The 14,769-nt window shown below is 71.6% G+C and carries 13 protein-coding genes; 9 read left to right on the forward strand and 4 right to left on the reverse strand.

Annotated features, from left to right (window positions below):
• The first annotated feature begins 572 nt into the window (after positions 1-572).
• Complete coding sequence (locus IEY17_RS18835) at positions 573-1,898, forward strand: DUF349 domain-containing protein (RefSeq protein ID WP_188989580.1); 1,326 nt, start codon at positions 573-575, stop codon at positions 1,896-1,898.
• Between the two features lie 170 nt (positions 1,899-2,068).
• Here IEY17_RS18835 and IEY17_RS18840 read toward each other — a convergent pair whose 3' ends face one another.
• A complete protein-coding gene (locus tag IEY17_RS18840) occupies positions 2,069-2,515 on the reverse strand; it encodes an Rv2732c family membrane protein (protein ID WP_188989582.1) in 447 nt (148 codons plus the stop codon).
• Positions 2,509-3,984, reverse strand: a complete 1,476-nt coding sequence (miaB, locus tag IEY17_RS18845) for a tRNA (N6-isopentenyl adenosine(37)-C2)-methylthiotransferase MiaB (RefSeq protein WP_188989584.1) — start codon at positions 3,982-3,984, stop codon at positions 2,509-2,511. Before miaB ends, IEY17_RS18840 begins: the two co-directional genes overlap by 7 nt.
• A 218-nt stretch (positions 3,985-4,202) precedes the next feature.
• Here miaB and IEY17_RS18850 point away from each other — a divergent pair, with 218 nt between their 5' ends.
• The 4 genes from IEY17_RS18850 (at position 4,203) to IEY17_RS18865 (ending at position 7,442) form a co-directional block, all read left to right on the forward strand.
• Positions 4,203-4,931, forward strand: a complete 729-nt coding sequence (locus IEY17_RS18850; protein WP_188989683.1) for an amino acid ABC transporter ATP-binding protein — start codon at positions 4,203-4,205, stop codon at positions 4,929-4,931.
• A 30-nt stretch (positions 4,932-4,961) separates the two neighbouring features.
• Positions 4,962-5,861 carry a glutamate ABC transporter substrate-binding protein gene (locus tag IEY17_RS18855; protein WP_188989586.1) on the forward strand — a complete coding sequence of 300 codons (900 nt, stop codon included), beginning with the start codon at positions 4,962-4,964 and terminating at the stop codon, positions 5,859-5,861.
• A 61-nt stretch (positions 5,862-5,922) separates the two neighbouring features.
• Positions 5,923-6,573, forward strand: coding sequence for an amino acid ABC transporter permease (locus IEY17_RS18860; RefSeq protein ID WP_188989588.1), 651 nt, complete (start codon positions 5,923-5,925; stop codon positions 6,571-6,573).
• Positions 6,570-7,442: an amino acid ABC transporter permease gene (locus tag IEY17_RS18865; RefSeq protein ID WP_188989590.1), complete on the forward strand. Its 873-nt coding sequence runs from the start codon at positions 6,570-6,572 to the stop codon at positions 7,440-7,442. Before IEY17_RS18860 ends, IEY17_RS18865 begins: the two co-directional genes overlap by 4 nt.
• A gap of 73 nt (positions 7,443-7,515) precedes the next feature.
• Here the strand turns inward: IEY17_RS18865 and IEY17_RS18870 are convergent, their stop codons facing one another.
• Positions 7,516-9,000: an FAD-dependent oxidoreductase gene (locus tag IEY17_RS18870; RefSeq protein ID WP_188989592.1), complete on the reverse strand. Its 1,485-nt coding sequence runs from the start codon at positions 8,998-9,000 to the stop codon at positions 7,516-7,518.
• A gap of 36 nt (positions 9,001-9,036) precedes the next feature.
• Between IEY17_RS18870 and IEY17_RS18875 the strand changes: the two genes are divergently transcribed.
• On the forward strand, positions 9,037-9,774 hold the full coding sequence (locus IEY17_RS18875; protein ID WP_188989594.1) for a TetR/AcrR family transcriptional regulator: 738 nt from the start codon (positions 9,037-9,039) through the stop codon (positions 9,772-9,774).
• Positions 9,775-9,817: 43 nt separating this feature from the next.
• On the opposite strand, the gene IEY17_RS18880 is transcribed toward IEY17_RS18875, so the two are convergent.
• Positions 9,818-10,459: a transporter substrate-binding domain-containing protein gene (locus tag IEY17_RS18880; RefSeq protein ID WP_229680299.1), complete on the reverse strand. Its 642-nt coding sequence runs from the start codon at positions 10,457-10,459 to the stop codon at positions 9,818-9,820.
• A 216-nt stretch (positions 10,460-10,675) separates the two neighbouring features.
• Here IEY17_RS18880 and edd point away from each other — a divergent pair, with 216 nt between their 5' ends.
• From edd to IEY17_RS18895, 3 genes are all read left to right on the forward strand, one after another.
• On the forward strand, positions 10,676-12,526 hold the full coding sequence (edd, locus tag IEY17_RS18885; protein ID WP_188989598.1) for a phosphogluconate dehydratase: 1,851 nt from the start codon (positions 10,676-10,678) through the stop codon (positions 12,524-12,526).
• Between the two features lie 41 nt (positions 12,527-12,567).
• Positions 12,568-13,191: a bifunctional 4-hydroxy-2-oxoglutarate aldolase/2-dehydro-3-deoxy-phosphogluconate aldolase gene (gene eda / locus IEY17_RS18890; protein WP_188989600.1), complete on the forward strand. Its 624-nt coding sequence runs from the start codon at positions 12,568-12,570 to the stop codon at positions 13,189-13,191.
• A 157-nt stretch (positions 13,192-13,348) separates the two neighbouring features.
• Complete coding sequence (locus tag IEY17_RS18895) at positions 13,349-14,710, forward strand: polysaccharide deacetylase family protein (RefSeq protein WP_188989602.1); 1,362 nt, start codon at positions 13,349-13,351, stop codon at positions 14,708-14,710.
• The last annotated feature ends 59 nt before the right edge of the window (positions 14,711-14,769 follow it).

The following is a 14,769-nucleotide window of genomic DNA, read 5'->3' on the forward strand; positions in this document are numbered from 1 at the left end:
CACCGAATCCTGCGAATGTGCCTGAGGTGCTCGGCCCGAGCGCCACCGGGCCGGATCGATGTACGCCAACGGCCACCCATTCGGCGGCAGAGTCAGTCAGACTGGACACGGCGCGCGAACAGGCGCTCCGCACGAGTTCGGTCTCCTCGTCGGCCTGCACGGTCAGCGCGGGGACCAGCAACGGCGGGTAGGGCACCACAGCGACACGGGTGATCACACCTGTGCACGGTAGAGGTCACGGGCGAGTTGGTTGGAGCAGGGAGCCGCGGCGGACGGGCGCAGCAGGCGTCGCGACCCGGTCGCCCCCTGCCCGCTGCGTCCGAGAACCTGCCTGATGACAATGAGGCCGTGCAGATCACAGGTCTGGTTCGAGCGCCCCACTCGGGCGCTCGGCTGCTCACCGGCGCGCCGATCCCGCAACGGAGTACCGGTTCGCGCCCTGACCTGTTTGAATGCGCCAGCGGAAGCCGGACCACCCCACGGTTCGGGTCGACGCTTGCTGGGCCCCGCCGATGCGGGGCGCCCGTGCGCGGCACGGGCATCGGAGCGGGCACGCAAGGAGGAAGCCGGCCATGACGCACCAGGACACGACCCCCGAGGCGGTTGCCAACAAGGCGACCGCGGACTCGACCACCAGTGCCACCGGGTCACCCAAGGCTGCGCCGGCGGTACCGGCTGCTTCCGCTGATCCGGCCAGGTGGGGCCGGGTGGATGCCGACGGCACGGTGTACGTCCGCACCTCGGAAGGCGAGCGGGCGATCGGCTCCTGGCAGGCCGGTGACGCGGCCGAGGGTCTGGCGCTGTACGCGCGCAAGTTCGACGACCTGCTCACCGAGGTGGAGCTGCTGGAGACCCGGCTGACCACGCACGCCGGGGACCCGAAGCACACCCTGACCAGCGCCCGCCACCTGCACGAGTCGCTGGCCGACGCCGCGGTGGTGGGCGACCTGGCGGCGTTGACCGCCCGGGTGGAACACCTGCTGGCGCGGGCCGAGCAGGCCGTCGAGGACGCCAAGCACGAGAAGGAGCGGGCCCGCGCCGAGGCCGTGGCGCGCAAGGAGGCCCTGGTCGCCGAGGCCGAGCAGATCGCGCACGAGTCCACACAGTGGAAGTCCGCAGGTGACCGGCTGCGGGAGATGCTCGAGGAGTGGAAGAAGATCCGCGGGGTCGACCGCAGGACCGACGAGCAGCTGTGGCGTCGGTTCTCCAAGGCCCGCGACGCGTTCAGCCGCCGCCGCGGCTCGCACTTCGCCGAGCTGGACCGGCAGCGCGCGGCCGCGAAGGCCCGTAAGCAGGAGCTCGTCGAGGAGGCGGAGTCGCTCACCGAGTCCACCGACTGGGGCGAGACGGCCAACCGCTACAAGCAGCTGATGGCGGAGTGGAAGGCCGCCGGGCGGGCGCCGAAGGACAGCGACGAGGCGTTGTGGCAGCGGTTCCGGGCCGCGCAGGACCGGTTCTTCAGTCGCCGCTCGGAGGCTTTCTCCGAGCGCGACGCCGAGTTCGCGGCGAACGCCAAGCTGAAGGAGGAGCTGCTCGCCGAGGCCGAACAGATCGATCCGTCCGCCGACCTCAAGGCTGCGCAGGCGCAGCTGCAGCGCGTCCAGGAGCGGTGGGACGAGATCGGCAAGGTGCCGCGGGAGCGCATGCGGGAGCTGGAGGGCCGGTTGCGCGCGATCGCCGACCGGGTGCGGGCGGCCGCCGACGCGCAGTGGCGGCGCACCGACCCGGAGGCGCAGGCCCGGGTCGACCAGTTCCGGGACCGCGTGGAGCAGTTCGAGACGCAGGCCGAGAAGGCGCGCGCGGCCGGCGACGAGCGGCGGGCGAAGCAGGCCGAGGCGCAGGCCGCGCAGTGGCGCGAGTGGCTGGCGGCTGCGGAGCGGGCGGTCGCCGACCGCTGAGCAACGGGCTGCTCGCGCCGCGCCGTCAGTTCGGCGCGAGCAGCCACGCCCACAGGGCGTCGAGGTGCTCCCAGCCCGCCGCGGTGCCGAACGTGGTCGGCACCGTCCCAGGTGAGATCGCGCGACATGCTCGTGGGACGCGCGAGGTGATCACGCGGGTTCGATCGCGGTCAGGGCCTGGACCAGACGATGCGCATCCACTGCACGGCGAGCACCACCATGCACAGCACCGCGAGGACGAGGCCGATCCCCGGGCCCGCCTGACCACTGGTCTGCCGGGACCAGATCGCGATCATGCCCTCGAAGGCCACCACGACCGCGGCCAACCCGGCCAGGAACGCGACCACCCAGCGCCGGGTGATCAGCGCCAGCGCGCCGAGGCCGAGACCCGCGATGGTCGAGTTGATGGCGAACAGCCGCGGCAGCAGCCCGATCTTCAGCCCCGGGTCGGCCTGCCCGGTGAGCACGTGCCAGCCCGCCGCGTCACCCACCCACGGCAGCAGCGAGCACACCACCAGCACCAGCATCACCACGGCGATCACCAGGGCCCGCGCGCCGGGATCGATCCGGCGCAGCACCTCCCGCTCGCGGCGGTCTTCGTACGCCTCGCTCAACATGCACACCCCTGCTGCACGGCCGGTTGCTGCGGCGGCGCCCCAAAGGCCGGCAGCCCAAGGCTGACGCCGGACGTCTTGGGACGCACGCCCTCCTCCCAGTGGTCACCCGCCCGGGTACGGCGGTGACCGGTGATGTCGGTGTCGGCGACGAGGTGGTGCGGGGCGGCGCGGGTGATCGTGGTGTGGACGACGTCACCGGGCCGGATCTCGCGGTCCACCGCGCCCGTCGGCGTGAAGTGCACCAGCCGGCCGTCGCGGGCCCGCCCGGACAGCCGGTGCGTCTCGGCGTCCTTGCGCCCCTCCCCCTCAGCGACCAGCAACTCCACCTCGCTGCCGACCAGCTTCTTGTTCTCCTCCCAGGAGATCTCGTTCTGCAGCGCGACCAGCCGGTCGTAGCGCTGCTGGACGACCTCCTTGGGCAGCTGGTCGGGCATGTCCGCGGCGGGCGTGCCCGGCCGCTTGGAGTACTGGAAGGTGAAGGCGCTGGCGAACCGGGCCTGCCGCACCACCTCGAGGGTCGCCTCGAAGTCCTCCTCGGTCTCGCCGGGGAAGCCGACGATGATGTCGGTGGTGATGGCCGCGTGCGGCATCGCCTCGCGGACCTTGCGCAGGATGTTCAGATACCGCTCGGAGCGGTAGGAGCGGCGCATCGCCTTGAGCACGCGGTCCGAACCGGACTGCAGCGGCATGTGCAGCTGAGGGCACACGTTCGGCGTCTGCGCCATGGCTTCGATGACGTCGTCGGTGAAGTCCCGCGGGTGCGGGGAGGTGAAGCGCACCCGCTCCAGCCCCTCGATCTGCCCGCAGGAGCGCAGCAGCTTGCCGAACGCGAAGCGGTCGCCGAACTCCACGCCGTAGGCGTTGACGTTCTGGCCGAGCAGCGTCACCTCGAGCACGCCCTCGGCCACCAGGGCCTGCACCTCGGCGAGGATCTCGCCCGGCCGCCGGTCCTTCTCCCTGCCGCGCAGCGCGGGCACGATGCAGAAGGTGCAGGTGTTGTTGCAACCGACCGACACCGACACCCAGCCGGAGTAGGCCGATTCGCGGCGGGCGGGCAGCGTGGACGGGAAGACCTCGAGCGACTCGCGGATCTCGACCGCGGCCTCGTTGTTGTGCCGGGCGCGCTCCAGCAGCGCTGGCAGCGACCCGAGGTTGTGGGTGCCGAACACGACGTCCACCCACGGGGCCCGCTTGACGATCGTGTCGCGGTCCTTCTGCGCCAGGCATCCGCCGACGGCGATCTGCATGTCCGGGTTGCGGTCCTTCGCGGGGCGCATGTGGCCGAGGGTGCCGTAGAGGCGGTTGTCCGCGTTCTCGCGGACCGCGCAGGTGTTGAACACGACCACATCGGCGACGTCCGACTCGGCGCGCACGTACCCGGCGTCCTCCAGCAGGCCCGCGAGGCGCTCGGAGTCGTGCACGTTCATCTGGCAGCCGTACGTGCGGATCTGGTACGTCCTCGTGCTCACCGTTCCACGGTAGCCGCTGGTCAGTTCGCACCTGTCACCGCCCGGACGAGTCAGCCCGACCTGATCGGCACAGGCGGCGGCTCCGCTGCGTAACCGACTTGCAACCTGTCTTCGTCCGTTCCGTCTGGACTATCCCCCGTCCCGGGCTTAAGTTTCGGCCAACGAATCCGAATTCAGGCTCAGGAGAACGAATGGCCGCAGCTCCCACGGACGTGCCGATGATCCGGATGTCCGCGGTCGACAAGTACTTCGGCTCGTTGCACGTACTGCGTGCGATCGAACTCGAGGTGCCCCGAGGCCAGGTCGTGGTGGTGCTCGGCCCCTCGGGCTCCGGCAAGTCGACCCTGTGCCGCGCGATCAACCGACTGGAACCGATCGACTCCGGCCGTATCGAGATCGACGGGGTGCCGCTGCCCGCGGAGGGCCGCGCGCTGGCCGAGCTGCGCGCCGACGTCGGCATGGTCTTCCAGCAGTTCAACCTGTTCGCGCACAAGACGATCCTGGAGAACGTCACCCTCGGGCCGATCAAGGTGCGCAAGCAGAGCAGGAACGAGGCGCGCGAGGCGGCGATGGCCCTGCTGGAGCGGGTCGGCATCGCCGACCAGGCCGAGAAGTACCCGGCACAGCTCTCCGGCGGCCAGCAGCAGCGCGCCGCGATCGCCCGCGCGCTGGCGATGAAGCCGAAGGTGATGCTCTTCGACGAGCCGACCTCGGCACTGGACCCCGAGATGGTCAACGAGGTGCTCGAGGTCATGACGGACCTCGCGGCCGAGGGCATGACCATGCTGGTCGTCACCCACGAGATGGGGTTCGCGCGGCGGGCCGCGCACCGCGTGCTCTTCATGGCCGACGGCGAGGTGGTCGAGGACGCCGCGCCGGAGGAGTTCTTCGGCGCGCCGAAGAGCGACCGCGCCAAGGACTTCCTCGGCAAGATCCTCACCCACTGAACGACCCACTGCAGAGAGGGGCAAGGCGAGATGCGAGGCAAGAGGATTCGGCTGGTCACCGGCCTGGCCACGGCGCTGGCACTGGCGCTGACCGGCTGCGGCGGCGGTGGGGGCGACCAGCTCGGCGGCGGGGGCACCGAGGTCACCGTCGACCAGAACGCGCAGTTCGAGCCGGGCACCACGATGGCCAACCTCAAGCAGCAGGGCACCATCCGGATCGGCACCAAGTTCGACCAGCCACTGTTCGGGCTCAAGGGCCTCGACGGCAAGCCGCAGGGCTTCGACGTGGAGATCGGCAAGATCATCGCGGGCAGGCTGGGGATCGCGCCGGACCGGATCGAATGGGTTGAGGCGCCCAGCAAGACCCGCGAGGAGATCATCGAGCAGGGCCGGGTGGACATGGTGGTGGCGACCTACACCATCAACGACGCCCGCAAGCAGCGGATCAGCTTCGCCGGGCCGTACTACGAGGCCGGCCAGGACATCATGGTCAGGTCCGACGACAACCGGATCACCGGTCCCGAGTCGCTGCGGCCGACCGGCGCGAAGGTGTGCTCGGTGACCGGGTCCACCCCCGCCGAGGAGATCAAGAAGTACGTCGACGAGGCCAACCTCGTGCTGTTCGACGTGTACTCCAAGTGCGCGGATGCGCTGCGAACCGGTCAGGTGCAGGCGGTGACCACCGACAACGTGATCCTGCTGGGTCTGGTGGAGCAGAGCGGCGGCCAGTTCAAGCTGGTCGAGAAGCCGTTCACCAGCGAGCCCTACGGAATCGGCATCAAGAAGGGCGATGTGAAGTTCTGCGAGTTCATCAACCAGGCCCTCACACAGGCCAGCCAGGACGGCAGCTACGCGAAGGCATGGCAGGCGACAGCGGGCAAGGTGGCCAAGCAGACGCCGCCGCTGCCGCAACTGGACCCGTGCAGCTGACCTGATCCGATCGAGGGTGCCGCATCAGCTCGGCACCCTCGTCGCTCGGCCGGAGTGAACCGTGCAAGTCATCATCGACAACCTCCCGCTGTACCTCAGCGGCCTCGTGCGCACGCTGAGCATCTGCCTGTACTCGGGCGTGCTGGCGCTGGTCATCGGGACCATCGCCGCCGGGTTCCGGGTCTCGCCGTTGCCGCCGCTGCGGGCGGCCGGGACGACCTGGGTCACCGTACTGCGCAACTGCCCGCTGACCGTGGTGCTGTTCTTCATGGCCTTCGGCCTGCCGGAGCTGGGCGTCAACGGCTCCTACTTCTGGTTCGGGACCATCGGGCTCGCGCTGTACACCTCGGCGTTCGTGTGCGAGGCGATCCGCAGCGGCATCAACGCGGTACCGACGGGCCAGTCCGAGGCCGCCCGCGCGGTGGGGCTGACCTTCAGCCAGACGCTGTCGCTGATCGTGCTGCCGCAGGCGATGCGCACGGTCGTGCCTCCGCTGGGCAACGTCTTCATCGCGATGATCAAGAACTCGGCGATCGTCGGCGCGTTCGGCGTCGGCGGTGACCTGTTCGCCGTCGGTGACACGCTGACCTCGGCTCGCGGGTTGTCCGCGCTGCCGGTGCTGACCGGCGTGGTCCTCGGTTATCTGGTGATCACCATCCCGGCCGGGCTGCTGCTCGGGGTGGTCGAGCGGAGGGTGGCGATCGCCCGATGACGACGTCGGTGCTCTACGAGACCCCAGGGCCGGTGGCCAGGCGCCGCTCCCTGCTGGCCAGCGTCGTGGTCGGCGCGCTGCTGCTGGCCGTGGTGGCGTGGGTGCTGTGGCAGCTGGGTCTGCAGGGCCAGTTGACCGCGGAGAAGTGGGGACCGCTGATCGACCCCACCAACGACACCTTCGCCGCGCTGTGGAACCTGATGGGCCAGGGGCTGGTCAACACGCTGGTCGCGGCGGCGTTGTCCATGGTGTTCTCCCTGGTCATCGGGACGTTGCTGGCGATCACCCGGCTGGTGAGCGCGCCGTGGTACCGGTGGTTCGTCGTGGGCGTGATCGAGTTGTTGCGCGGCGTTCCGGTGGTCATCGCGGTGTTCTTCGCCGCCCGGGTGCTCCCGTCGTTCGGGCTGAACCTGCCCACCCTGTGGTTCCTGGTCATCGGGTTGACCGCGTACAACTCGGTGATCATCGCCGAGATCGTGCGGGCGGGCATCCTCGCGCTGCCCAAGGGACAGAGCGAGGCGGCCTACGCCATCGGGTTGCGGCGCGGCCAGGTGATGGCCTCCGTGCTGCTGCCGCAGGCGTTCCGGGCCATGCTGCCCGCGCTGATCAGCCAGCTGGTGGTGATCCTCAAGGACACCTCGCTGGGGTTCATCATCGCCTACGTCGACGTGGTGCGGCAGGCGCAGGTGATCATCCAGAACCTCAACAACCCGATCCAGACGTACTTCGTGGTGGCCGTGCTGTTCATCGTGATCAACTACGCGCTGAGCAGGCTGGCGACCTACACCGAGCGGCGCCTCAGCCGGGCCCGCCGGGGCAAGGTCGCGGCGGCGGCCGACCTGCAGCAGGCAGGCGCCGCGGGCGACTAGCGCTTTCCGCGATGGCGCGACGCGAGGGGCACCCCGTTGTGGTTGAAGTGGTCGGGCGTGCCCCTCGCTTCGCTCAGGGATTCAGCAGTTCGTCCAGGACCACCGCTGGTGCGGCCGGGTCGGTGCCTCGCCAGGCGACCACGTCGTCGGGGCGGAGCAGGAGGGCTTCGCCCGGGGCGAGGAAGTCCGCGTCCAGACGGTGGGCCGGGAGGCCGTTACGCTGCCAGCGCTGCGGGTCGTCGGATACCAGCAGCGCCCAACCGGGGCCGCCGAGGTCCACTGTGGAAACAGTGCGGTCGGGGTCGAGCCAGCGGTGCGGGACCCGGGCGCCCACGCGGCCGACCGGGGCGAAGTCCGTCACCGGTTCCACCTCGCCGCCCTCGTCCGGGCCGCCCGCGAACGCACCTGCCGGATACTGGAAGCCATCGGCCGCCAGCACGAACGGGTGCGCGAGGGTCGGGTCGGGCTCGCCGCCGAAGGACTGCGATCGCCTGCTGGACTGGTCGGCGGCGAACCAGCCGGCCGCGCGGCGTTCGACGTCGTAGCTGTCCAGCAGGGCGGGCGTGGCCGCGCCGGACAGCACCGCGGCGAGTTTCCAGCCGAGGTTGTGTGCGTCGGTGATGCCCGTGTTCGCGCCGGCTGCCGCGAACGGCGGCATCACGTGCGCCGCGTCGCCCGCGAGGTGCACGCGCCCGGCCGAATACCGGTCCGCCACAAGCATCTCCGCCTGCCAGGGCAGCACGCTGAGCACTTCCAGGTCCGGTGCGGGCACCCCGAGCGCGGTGCGCAGCAGCGCGGGCCAGTCGCGGTCGACCTCCCCGCCGGGAGCCATGAACACCCACCGGTACCGACCGTCCACCAAGGCCAGCGCCCCCGGTGACTCAGGGTGCCGGATCTGGCAGAGGTTGAACTCCCGGCCCCGGACCACGTCCGCCAGGTCCGCGCGGAAGTAGACGTTGACGTTCGGGTCGCCGATCGCCCCACGGCCGGACCGCTCGATGCCGAGCGCCGCGCGCACCGGGCTGCGGGCCCCGTCCGCGGCCACCAGGTAGGCCGCGCGCACCCGGCTGCGCCGGTCCGCCGCCAGGTCGTGCAGGTCGGCCAGCACACCGTCGGCGTCCTGCTCGAACCCGGTCAGCGCGGTCCGGAACCGGACGTCGGCACCCGTGTCCTCGGCCGCTCGGCGCAGCACCGGTTCGAGGACGTCCTGCGCGATCAGGCATGGCCGTTCCGGGCTGATCTCCATCGGGGCGCCCCCGCCCGGCCGCCACAGCGGCAGCTGCTCGGATTCCGCGAGGGTGCGCCCGGACGCCATGTGGTCGTGGTGGGCGAGGTCGCGGGCGGCTTCGTGGACGGTCGCGGCCAACCCCATCTCGCGGAAGACCTCCAGGCTGCGCATGTCGAACCGACGCGCCTTGGGCTGCGGTGACGTGGTGGCCCGCTTCTCAACGAGCGCCACGTCGATCCCGTGGTGGCGCAGCACCAGCGCGGTCGTCAGGCCCACCAGACCGCCGCCGACCACCAGCACCTCGACGTTCTGTGTACGTTGTACATTCATGGTGTACGTTGTACACGATCGCTAGGATCAGGTCACATGAGTTCCACTCCGAAACCGCCGGGCGGGCTGGTCTGGTTCGACGAACCACCGCCCCCGCAGGCCACCGACCAGCTCAGCCGCGAGCGGATCGTCGCCGCCGCCATCGCCCTCGCCGACGAGGACGCGCGCGGCGAGATCACCATGCGGGCCGTCGCCGCCAGGCTCGGCTCGCGCAGCCCGATGGCGCTGTACCGCTACGTCGGCAGCAAGGACGGGCTGACCGATCTCATGGTCGACGAGGTGTACGGCGAGATCACCGTGCCAACGCCCGGCGACTGGCGGACCTGCCTGCGTGAGCTGGGCACCTCGGCCTGGGCGGCGGTGCGGCGCCACCCGTGGTTCGCGCGGCTGGCGTTCAGCCGCCCGCCGTTCGGCCCCCGCGCGCTGGCCGTGTACGACGCCGCCCTGGCCGCCGTGGACGAACTGCACCTGGACGCGGCCACCAGGATCGGTTTCGTCAACACCGTTCTCGGGCAGGTGCTCGCCTCGGGCCTGGCGATGCTCGAGGAACGCGCCACACGCGAACGCTCCGGCCTGCACACCGAGGAGGCGCTGGCCGAGGCGGCCCGCCCCTACCTGGCGCGCATCGCCGCGGACGGCCGCTACCCGCACTACGCCAAGTGGCTCGCCGACCGGAACCCGGGCCGCGACCCGGAGGTGCCGACCTTCGAGCAACTGCTGGAGTGGCAGCTCGACGGCCTGGCGAAACTCGCGGCCACCTCACGAGGGCGCTGAGCGAAGGGTGCCATCGTGCGACCGGTCAGGCCGGGGTCGCGGGTCAGGAGCCCGGGCGGGCCTGGATGCCGGCGGGGCGGAGGGTCGTCTCGTAGGCGCGTTGCCAGGACCCGTCGGCCACCGATTCCGCCACCAGCGCGCGCAGTTCCTCCGCGAACAGCCGGTCGTCGGACCTGATCACCAGGTAGCGCTCGGCGTCGGTGACCACGTACGGGCCGACCGCGATCAGCTGCGGCGTGTCGGCGGTGCCGCCCAGCAGCACGTCCACGTTGCCCGTCGCGACCGCGTCCACCAGCAGCGTCGGCGGCAGCCGCCGGAACTGGACCTGGCCGGCGTCCAGGCCGATGCGCCGCGCCAGATCGCGGGCGATCTCCGCGTCGAATCCCTGGTACTCCCCCGCCGCATCGCGGGTGACGAACTGCGGCGTGTCCGCGCGCACCCCCACCCGCAGCATCCGGCGCTGCCTGATGGCGGCGAGCGTCGGCGAGACGTCGAGTTCGACGGAGTCGCCCGCCAACGGGACCGGGGCGGGCGGCGGAGTGGACGGGGCGGGCAGCGGCTGCGGCGGGATCGCGTTCGACGCGGACCCGGCATCCACCCCGCAGCTCGACACCACCGCGACCGCGGCGACCGCCGCGAGCACGCGCATCCGCATGGTCCCCTCCTCACCGTCGACCACGCCCATGATCGCGCACATCCGCGGCGGCGGTCTCGCGGTTCCGGCGGAAACCCCGGCCCTCGCCAGGACGGATCTCGGTGTTACGCCGCGCGCATCAACGCTGTGCGGTTTTCGTTCATGGGCTGGATCGATTGTGTTTTCCAGGACACACCTATTAGTGTGACTGCCGTCATGAGGCGCCAACGACGTCGCCCGAACATCCAGCGTTCTCGGAGGCGATCAATGGCGCCGCCCATGCAGCACGTCGTCGAACAGGTCACCCAGCGCATCGCGGAGCGCAGCGCGGCCTCGCGCGCCGCCTACCTCGAGCGCATCCGCGCCGCCGCGTCCAGTGCCCCGGCCCGCACCGAGCTGCCGTGTAGCAACCTGGCCCACGGCTTCGCCGCGTGTAGCGGCACGGACCGCCTTGCGCTTCGTGGCGCCGCCAAGCCGGGTGTCGCCATCGTGTCCGCGTACAACGACATGCTCTCGGCGCACCAGCCCTACGCCGAGTTCCCGGCCTGGATCAAGGAAGCCGTCCGCGAGGCGGGCGGGGTCGCACAGTTCGCCGGTGGCGTGCCGGCCATGTGCGACGGGATCACCCAGGGCCGCACCGGCATGGAGCTGTCGCTGTTCTCCCGGGACGTCATCGCCATGGCCACCGGCGTCGCGCTGTCCCACGAGATGTTCGACGGCGCGCTGCTGCTCGGCGTGTGCGACAAGATCGTGCCCGGGTTGCTGATCGGCGGACTGTCGTTCGGCCACCTGCCGACCGTCCTGGTGCCCGCCGGGCCGATGCCCTCCGGGCTGCCGAACAAGGAGAAGAGCCGCATCCGGCAGCTGTTCGCCGAGGGCAAGGCCAGCCGCGAGGACCTGCTGGAAGCCGAGTCCGCCTCCTACCACTCGCCCGGCACCTGCACGTTCTACGGCACCGCCAACTCCAACCAGCTCGTCGTCGAGGTGATGGGCCTGCACCTGCCGGGCGCGAGCTTCGTGCCGCCGGGCACCCCGCTGCGCAGGGCGCTCACCGAGGAAGCGGCCCGGCGGGTGCTGCAGCTCGGACGCGGCGGGGACTACACGCCCATCGGTGAGATCGTCGACGAGCGGGCGATCGTCAACGGCGTGGTCGCGCTGCTGGCCACCGGCGGCTCCACCAATCACACGCTGCATCTGGTGGCCATCGCCGCTGCCGCCGGCATCGAGCTGACCTGGGACGACTTCGCCGACCTGTCGGCGGTGGTGCCGTCGCTGGCCCGCGTGTACCCGAACGGGTCGGCCGACATCAACCACTTCGCGGCCGCCGGGGGCGTGCCGACGCTGGTCGGCGAGCTGCTCGACGCCGGGCTGCTGCACCGCGACGTGCGCACCGTCGCCGGACCCGGGCTCGACCGCTACCGGCAGCAACCGTTCCTGGAGGACGGTCGGCTGGTGTGGCGGGACGCGCCGAAGCGGAGCCTGGACCCGGACGTGCTGCGCGGTGTCGACGACCCGTTCGCGCCCGACGGCGGGTTGCGCGTGCTGGACGGCAACCTCGGCCGCTCGGTGATCAAGGTGTCCGCCGTGCGCCCCGAGCACCGCACCGTCACCGCCCCCGCGCGGGTCTTCGACGACCAGCACGAGTTCACCGCCGCGTTCCAGGCGGGCGAGCTTGACCACGACGTGGTCGTGGTGATCCGCAACCAGGGACCACAGGCCAACGGCATGCCGGAGCTGCACGGGCTCACCCCCGCCCTCGGCGTGCTGATGGACCGCGGACACCAGGTCGCGCTGGTCACCGACGGCCGGATGTCCGGCGCGTCGGGCAAGATCCCGGCCGCCATCCAGCTCACCCCGGAAGCCAGCGCGGGTGGACCGCTGGCCCGCGTGCGCGACGGGGACGTGATCCGGCTGGACGCCGACCGCGGCACGCTGGAGGTGCTGGTGCCCGACGCCGAACTCGCGGCCCGCGAACCCGCGCCCCCGGCGAGCAGCGTGCAGTTCGGCACCGGCCGCGAGCTGTTCACCGCGTTCCGGCAGGCCGTGGGCCGGGCGGACCGCGGGGCCAGCGTGTTCGCCGCTGCGCACCTGCCGGGCTCCCGCGTTGACCTGCGATGATGTCCCGGGCCTCGCAGATGAACGAACGGATGAACAACCCCATGAACACTGCAGCTGACGTGCTGGATCTCGCTCCGGTGGTGCCGGTCGTGGCGCTCGACGACGTGGCGCACGCGGTGCCGCTGGCGGAGGCGCTGCTGCGCGGCGGCATCGGCACCATCGAGGTCACCCTGCGCACCCCGGCGGGGCTGCCCGCGATCGAGCGGATCGCCGCCGAGGTGCCGGACATGGTCGCCGGGGCGGGCACCATCACCGAGCCGGGGCAGGCCAAGCGGGCCGTTGACGCCGGGGCCCGCTACCTGGTCACGCCCGGTGCCACCGACCGGCTGCTGGACGACCTCGACGGTGTCGGCGCGCCGTACCTGGCCGGGGCGGCCACCGCGTCGGAGGCGATGCGCCTGGCCGAGCGCGGGGCCACCGCGATGAAGTTCTTCCCCGCCGAGCCGAGCGGTGGCGTGGCGTATCTGAAGGCGATCGCCGGACCGCTGCCGCACCTGCGGTTCTGCCCGACCGGCGGGATCAGCCCGGAGACGGCGCCCGCCTACCTCGCGCTGCCCAACGTGGGCTGCGTCGGCGGGTCCTGGCTGGCCCCGAAGGACGTGCTCGCCGCCGGCGACTGGACGAAGGTCGAGCAGCTCGCCCGCGAAGCCGCCGCGCTCCGCTGAGGCACGGGATGGCGCTGGTGGGCTGGCGGCGGCCGCGCGCCCACCAGCGCCTCCGCAGAACGCGGTAGGCGCCACCCCGCACGAGCGGGTCCCACGCTCGGCCGGGCGTTCGTAGCGTTGCCCTGGTCAGACCCGATCGACTGATGGCGGTTCTGCCATGGACGGCGTGCGCCCGACCCGCGCGAGCACGCTGCTCGCCCTCGCCGCAGCCGGCCTGCTCGCCGTGCTGCTGATGGCACCGGCCGGGCATGCGAGGCCCGCCGCCCCGCGCACCGTCGTCACCTTCACCGTCGACGACGGCAGCGTCTCGCAGACCGTCGGCGCGCGGATCCTCAGCAAGTACCGGATGCGCGGCACCTTCTATGTCTCCTCCGGGGCCATCGGCACGCCCGGCTACCTCAGCATGGACGATCTGCGCGCGATCGCCGCCGCCGGGCACGAGATCGGCGGGCACACCGTCAACCACCCTGACCTGGCCACCGTGTCGATCCAGGAGGCCCGCCGCGAGATCTGCCAGGACCGGGCGAACCTCACTGCCCTGGGCTTGCGGCCGACCTCCTTCGCCTACCCGTTCGGCAGCTTCACCCCGGCCGCACAGCAGGCCGTGCGGGACTGCGGCTACAACAGCGCCCGCGTCACCGGCAGCATCCGCACCGCGCACGGCTGCGCGAACTGCGCTCCCGCCGAGTCGATACCCCCGGCCGACCCGATGCTGGTCCGCGGCACCGACATGGTCACGCCCAGCTGGACGCTGGAGGAGCTGCAGCGGGTGGTGCTGGACGCGGAAGCCTCCGGCGGCGGTTGGGTCCCGCTGGTGCTGCACCAGATCTGCGACTTCTGCGGCCCGTTGGCGGTCAACCCGGTCGTGCTGGACGAGTTCGCGTTCTGGCTGTCCGCGCGCGCGTCCCGCGGCACGGTGGTGCGCACCGTCGACGAGGTGGTCGGCGGCGGTGCTCGGCCGCTGGTCGCCGCACCGCCGCCGGAAGCGCGGGAGGGACTGGTCAACGCATCGCTGGAGGAACCCGGCCCTCGGGGCTGGGTGACCAGCAGTTGGGGCCGCAACACCCCGCGGTGGACGCGCACCGAGGACGCCCACACCGGCCGGTGGGCGCAACGCCTGGACATGACCGCATACACCGACGGCGACGCGAAGCTGATGTCCCGCTTCGACCTTGGCGAGGTGGCGCCGACCGCCCGGCCGGACAACACCTACACGCTGGGTGCCTGGTACAAGTCGACCGCCCCGGTGCAGCTGGCCGTCCACCGCCGCGACCGGGCCGGGATCTGGCGGTACTGGACGACCAGCCCATGGTTCGCGCCCGCCGGGGAGTGGACCAACGCGACGTGGACCACCCCGCCGGCGCCGCCGGACACCACCGGGCTGAGCTTCGGGCTGGCGCTGGCCGCGCCCGGCTCGCTCACCACCGACGACTACCACCTGCGGGAGAACCCGGCGTGGCACCGCACCGGAATCTGCGAGCGCGTGCCGTGGGGATTGCTGATCAGGTGGTTCTGCTGATCCCGGATCTGCCACGGACCGGTTCACGACGCGAGACCTGGACCGGGATCGTCACCACG

It is taken from the genome of Saccharopolyspora thermophila (genome assembly GCF_014646075.1).
In the GTDB taxonomy this organism is placed as follows: Bacteria; Actinomycetota; Actinomycetes; order Mycobacteriales; family Pseudonocardiaceae; genus Saccharopolyspora; species Saccharopolyspora thermophila.

Excerpts from the sequence above, each read along its gene's own strand:
- IEY17_RS18835 (WP_188989580.1), top strand. The coding sequence starts at position 573 with ATGACGCACCAGGACACGACCCCCGAGGCGGTTGCCAACAAGGCGACC.
- IEY17_RS18840 (WP_188989582.1), bottom strand. The coding sequence starts at position 2,515 with ATGTTGAGCGAGGCGTACGAAGACCGCCGCGAGCGGGAGGTGCTGCGC.
- IEY17_RS18850 (WP_188989683.1), top strand. The coding sequence starts at position 4,203 with ATGATCCGGATGTCCGCGGTCGACAAGTACTTCGGCTCGTTGCACGTA.
- IEY17_RS18855 (WP_188989586.1), top strand. The coding sequence starts at position 4,962 with ATGCGAGGCAAGAGGATTCGGCTGGTCACCGGCCTGGCCACGGCGCTG.
- IEY17_RS18865 (WP_188989590.1), top strand. The coding sequence starts at position 6,570 with ATGACGACGTCGGTGCTCTACGAGACCCCAGGGCCGGTGGCCAGGCGC.
- IEY17_RS18870 (WP_188989592.1), bottom strand. The coding sequence starts at position 9,000 with ATGAATGTACAACGTACACAGAACGTCGAGGTGCTGGTGGTCGGCGGC.
- IEY17_RS18875 (WP_188989594.1), top strand. The coding sequence starts at position 9,037 with ATGAGTTCCACTCCGAAACCGCCGGGCGGGCTGGTCTGGTTCGACGAA.
- IEY17_RS18880 (WP_229680299.1), bottom strand. The coding sequence starts at position 10,459 with ATGGGCGTGGTCGACGGTGAGGAGGGGACCATGCGGATGCGCGTGCTC.
- edd (WP_188989598.1), top strand. The coding sequence starts at position 10,676 with ATGGCGCCGCCCATGCAGCACGTCGTCGAACAGGTCACCCAGCGCATC.
- eda (WP_188989600.1), top strand. The coding sequence starts at position 12,568 with ATGAACACTGCAGCTGACGTGCTGGATCTCGCTCCGGTGGTGCCGGTC.
- IEY17_RS18895 (WP_188989602.1), top strand. The coding sequence starts at position 13,349 with ATGGACGGCGTGCGCCCGACCCGCGCGAGCACGCTGCTCGCCCTCGCC.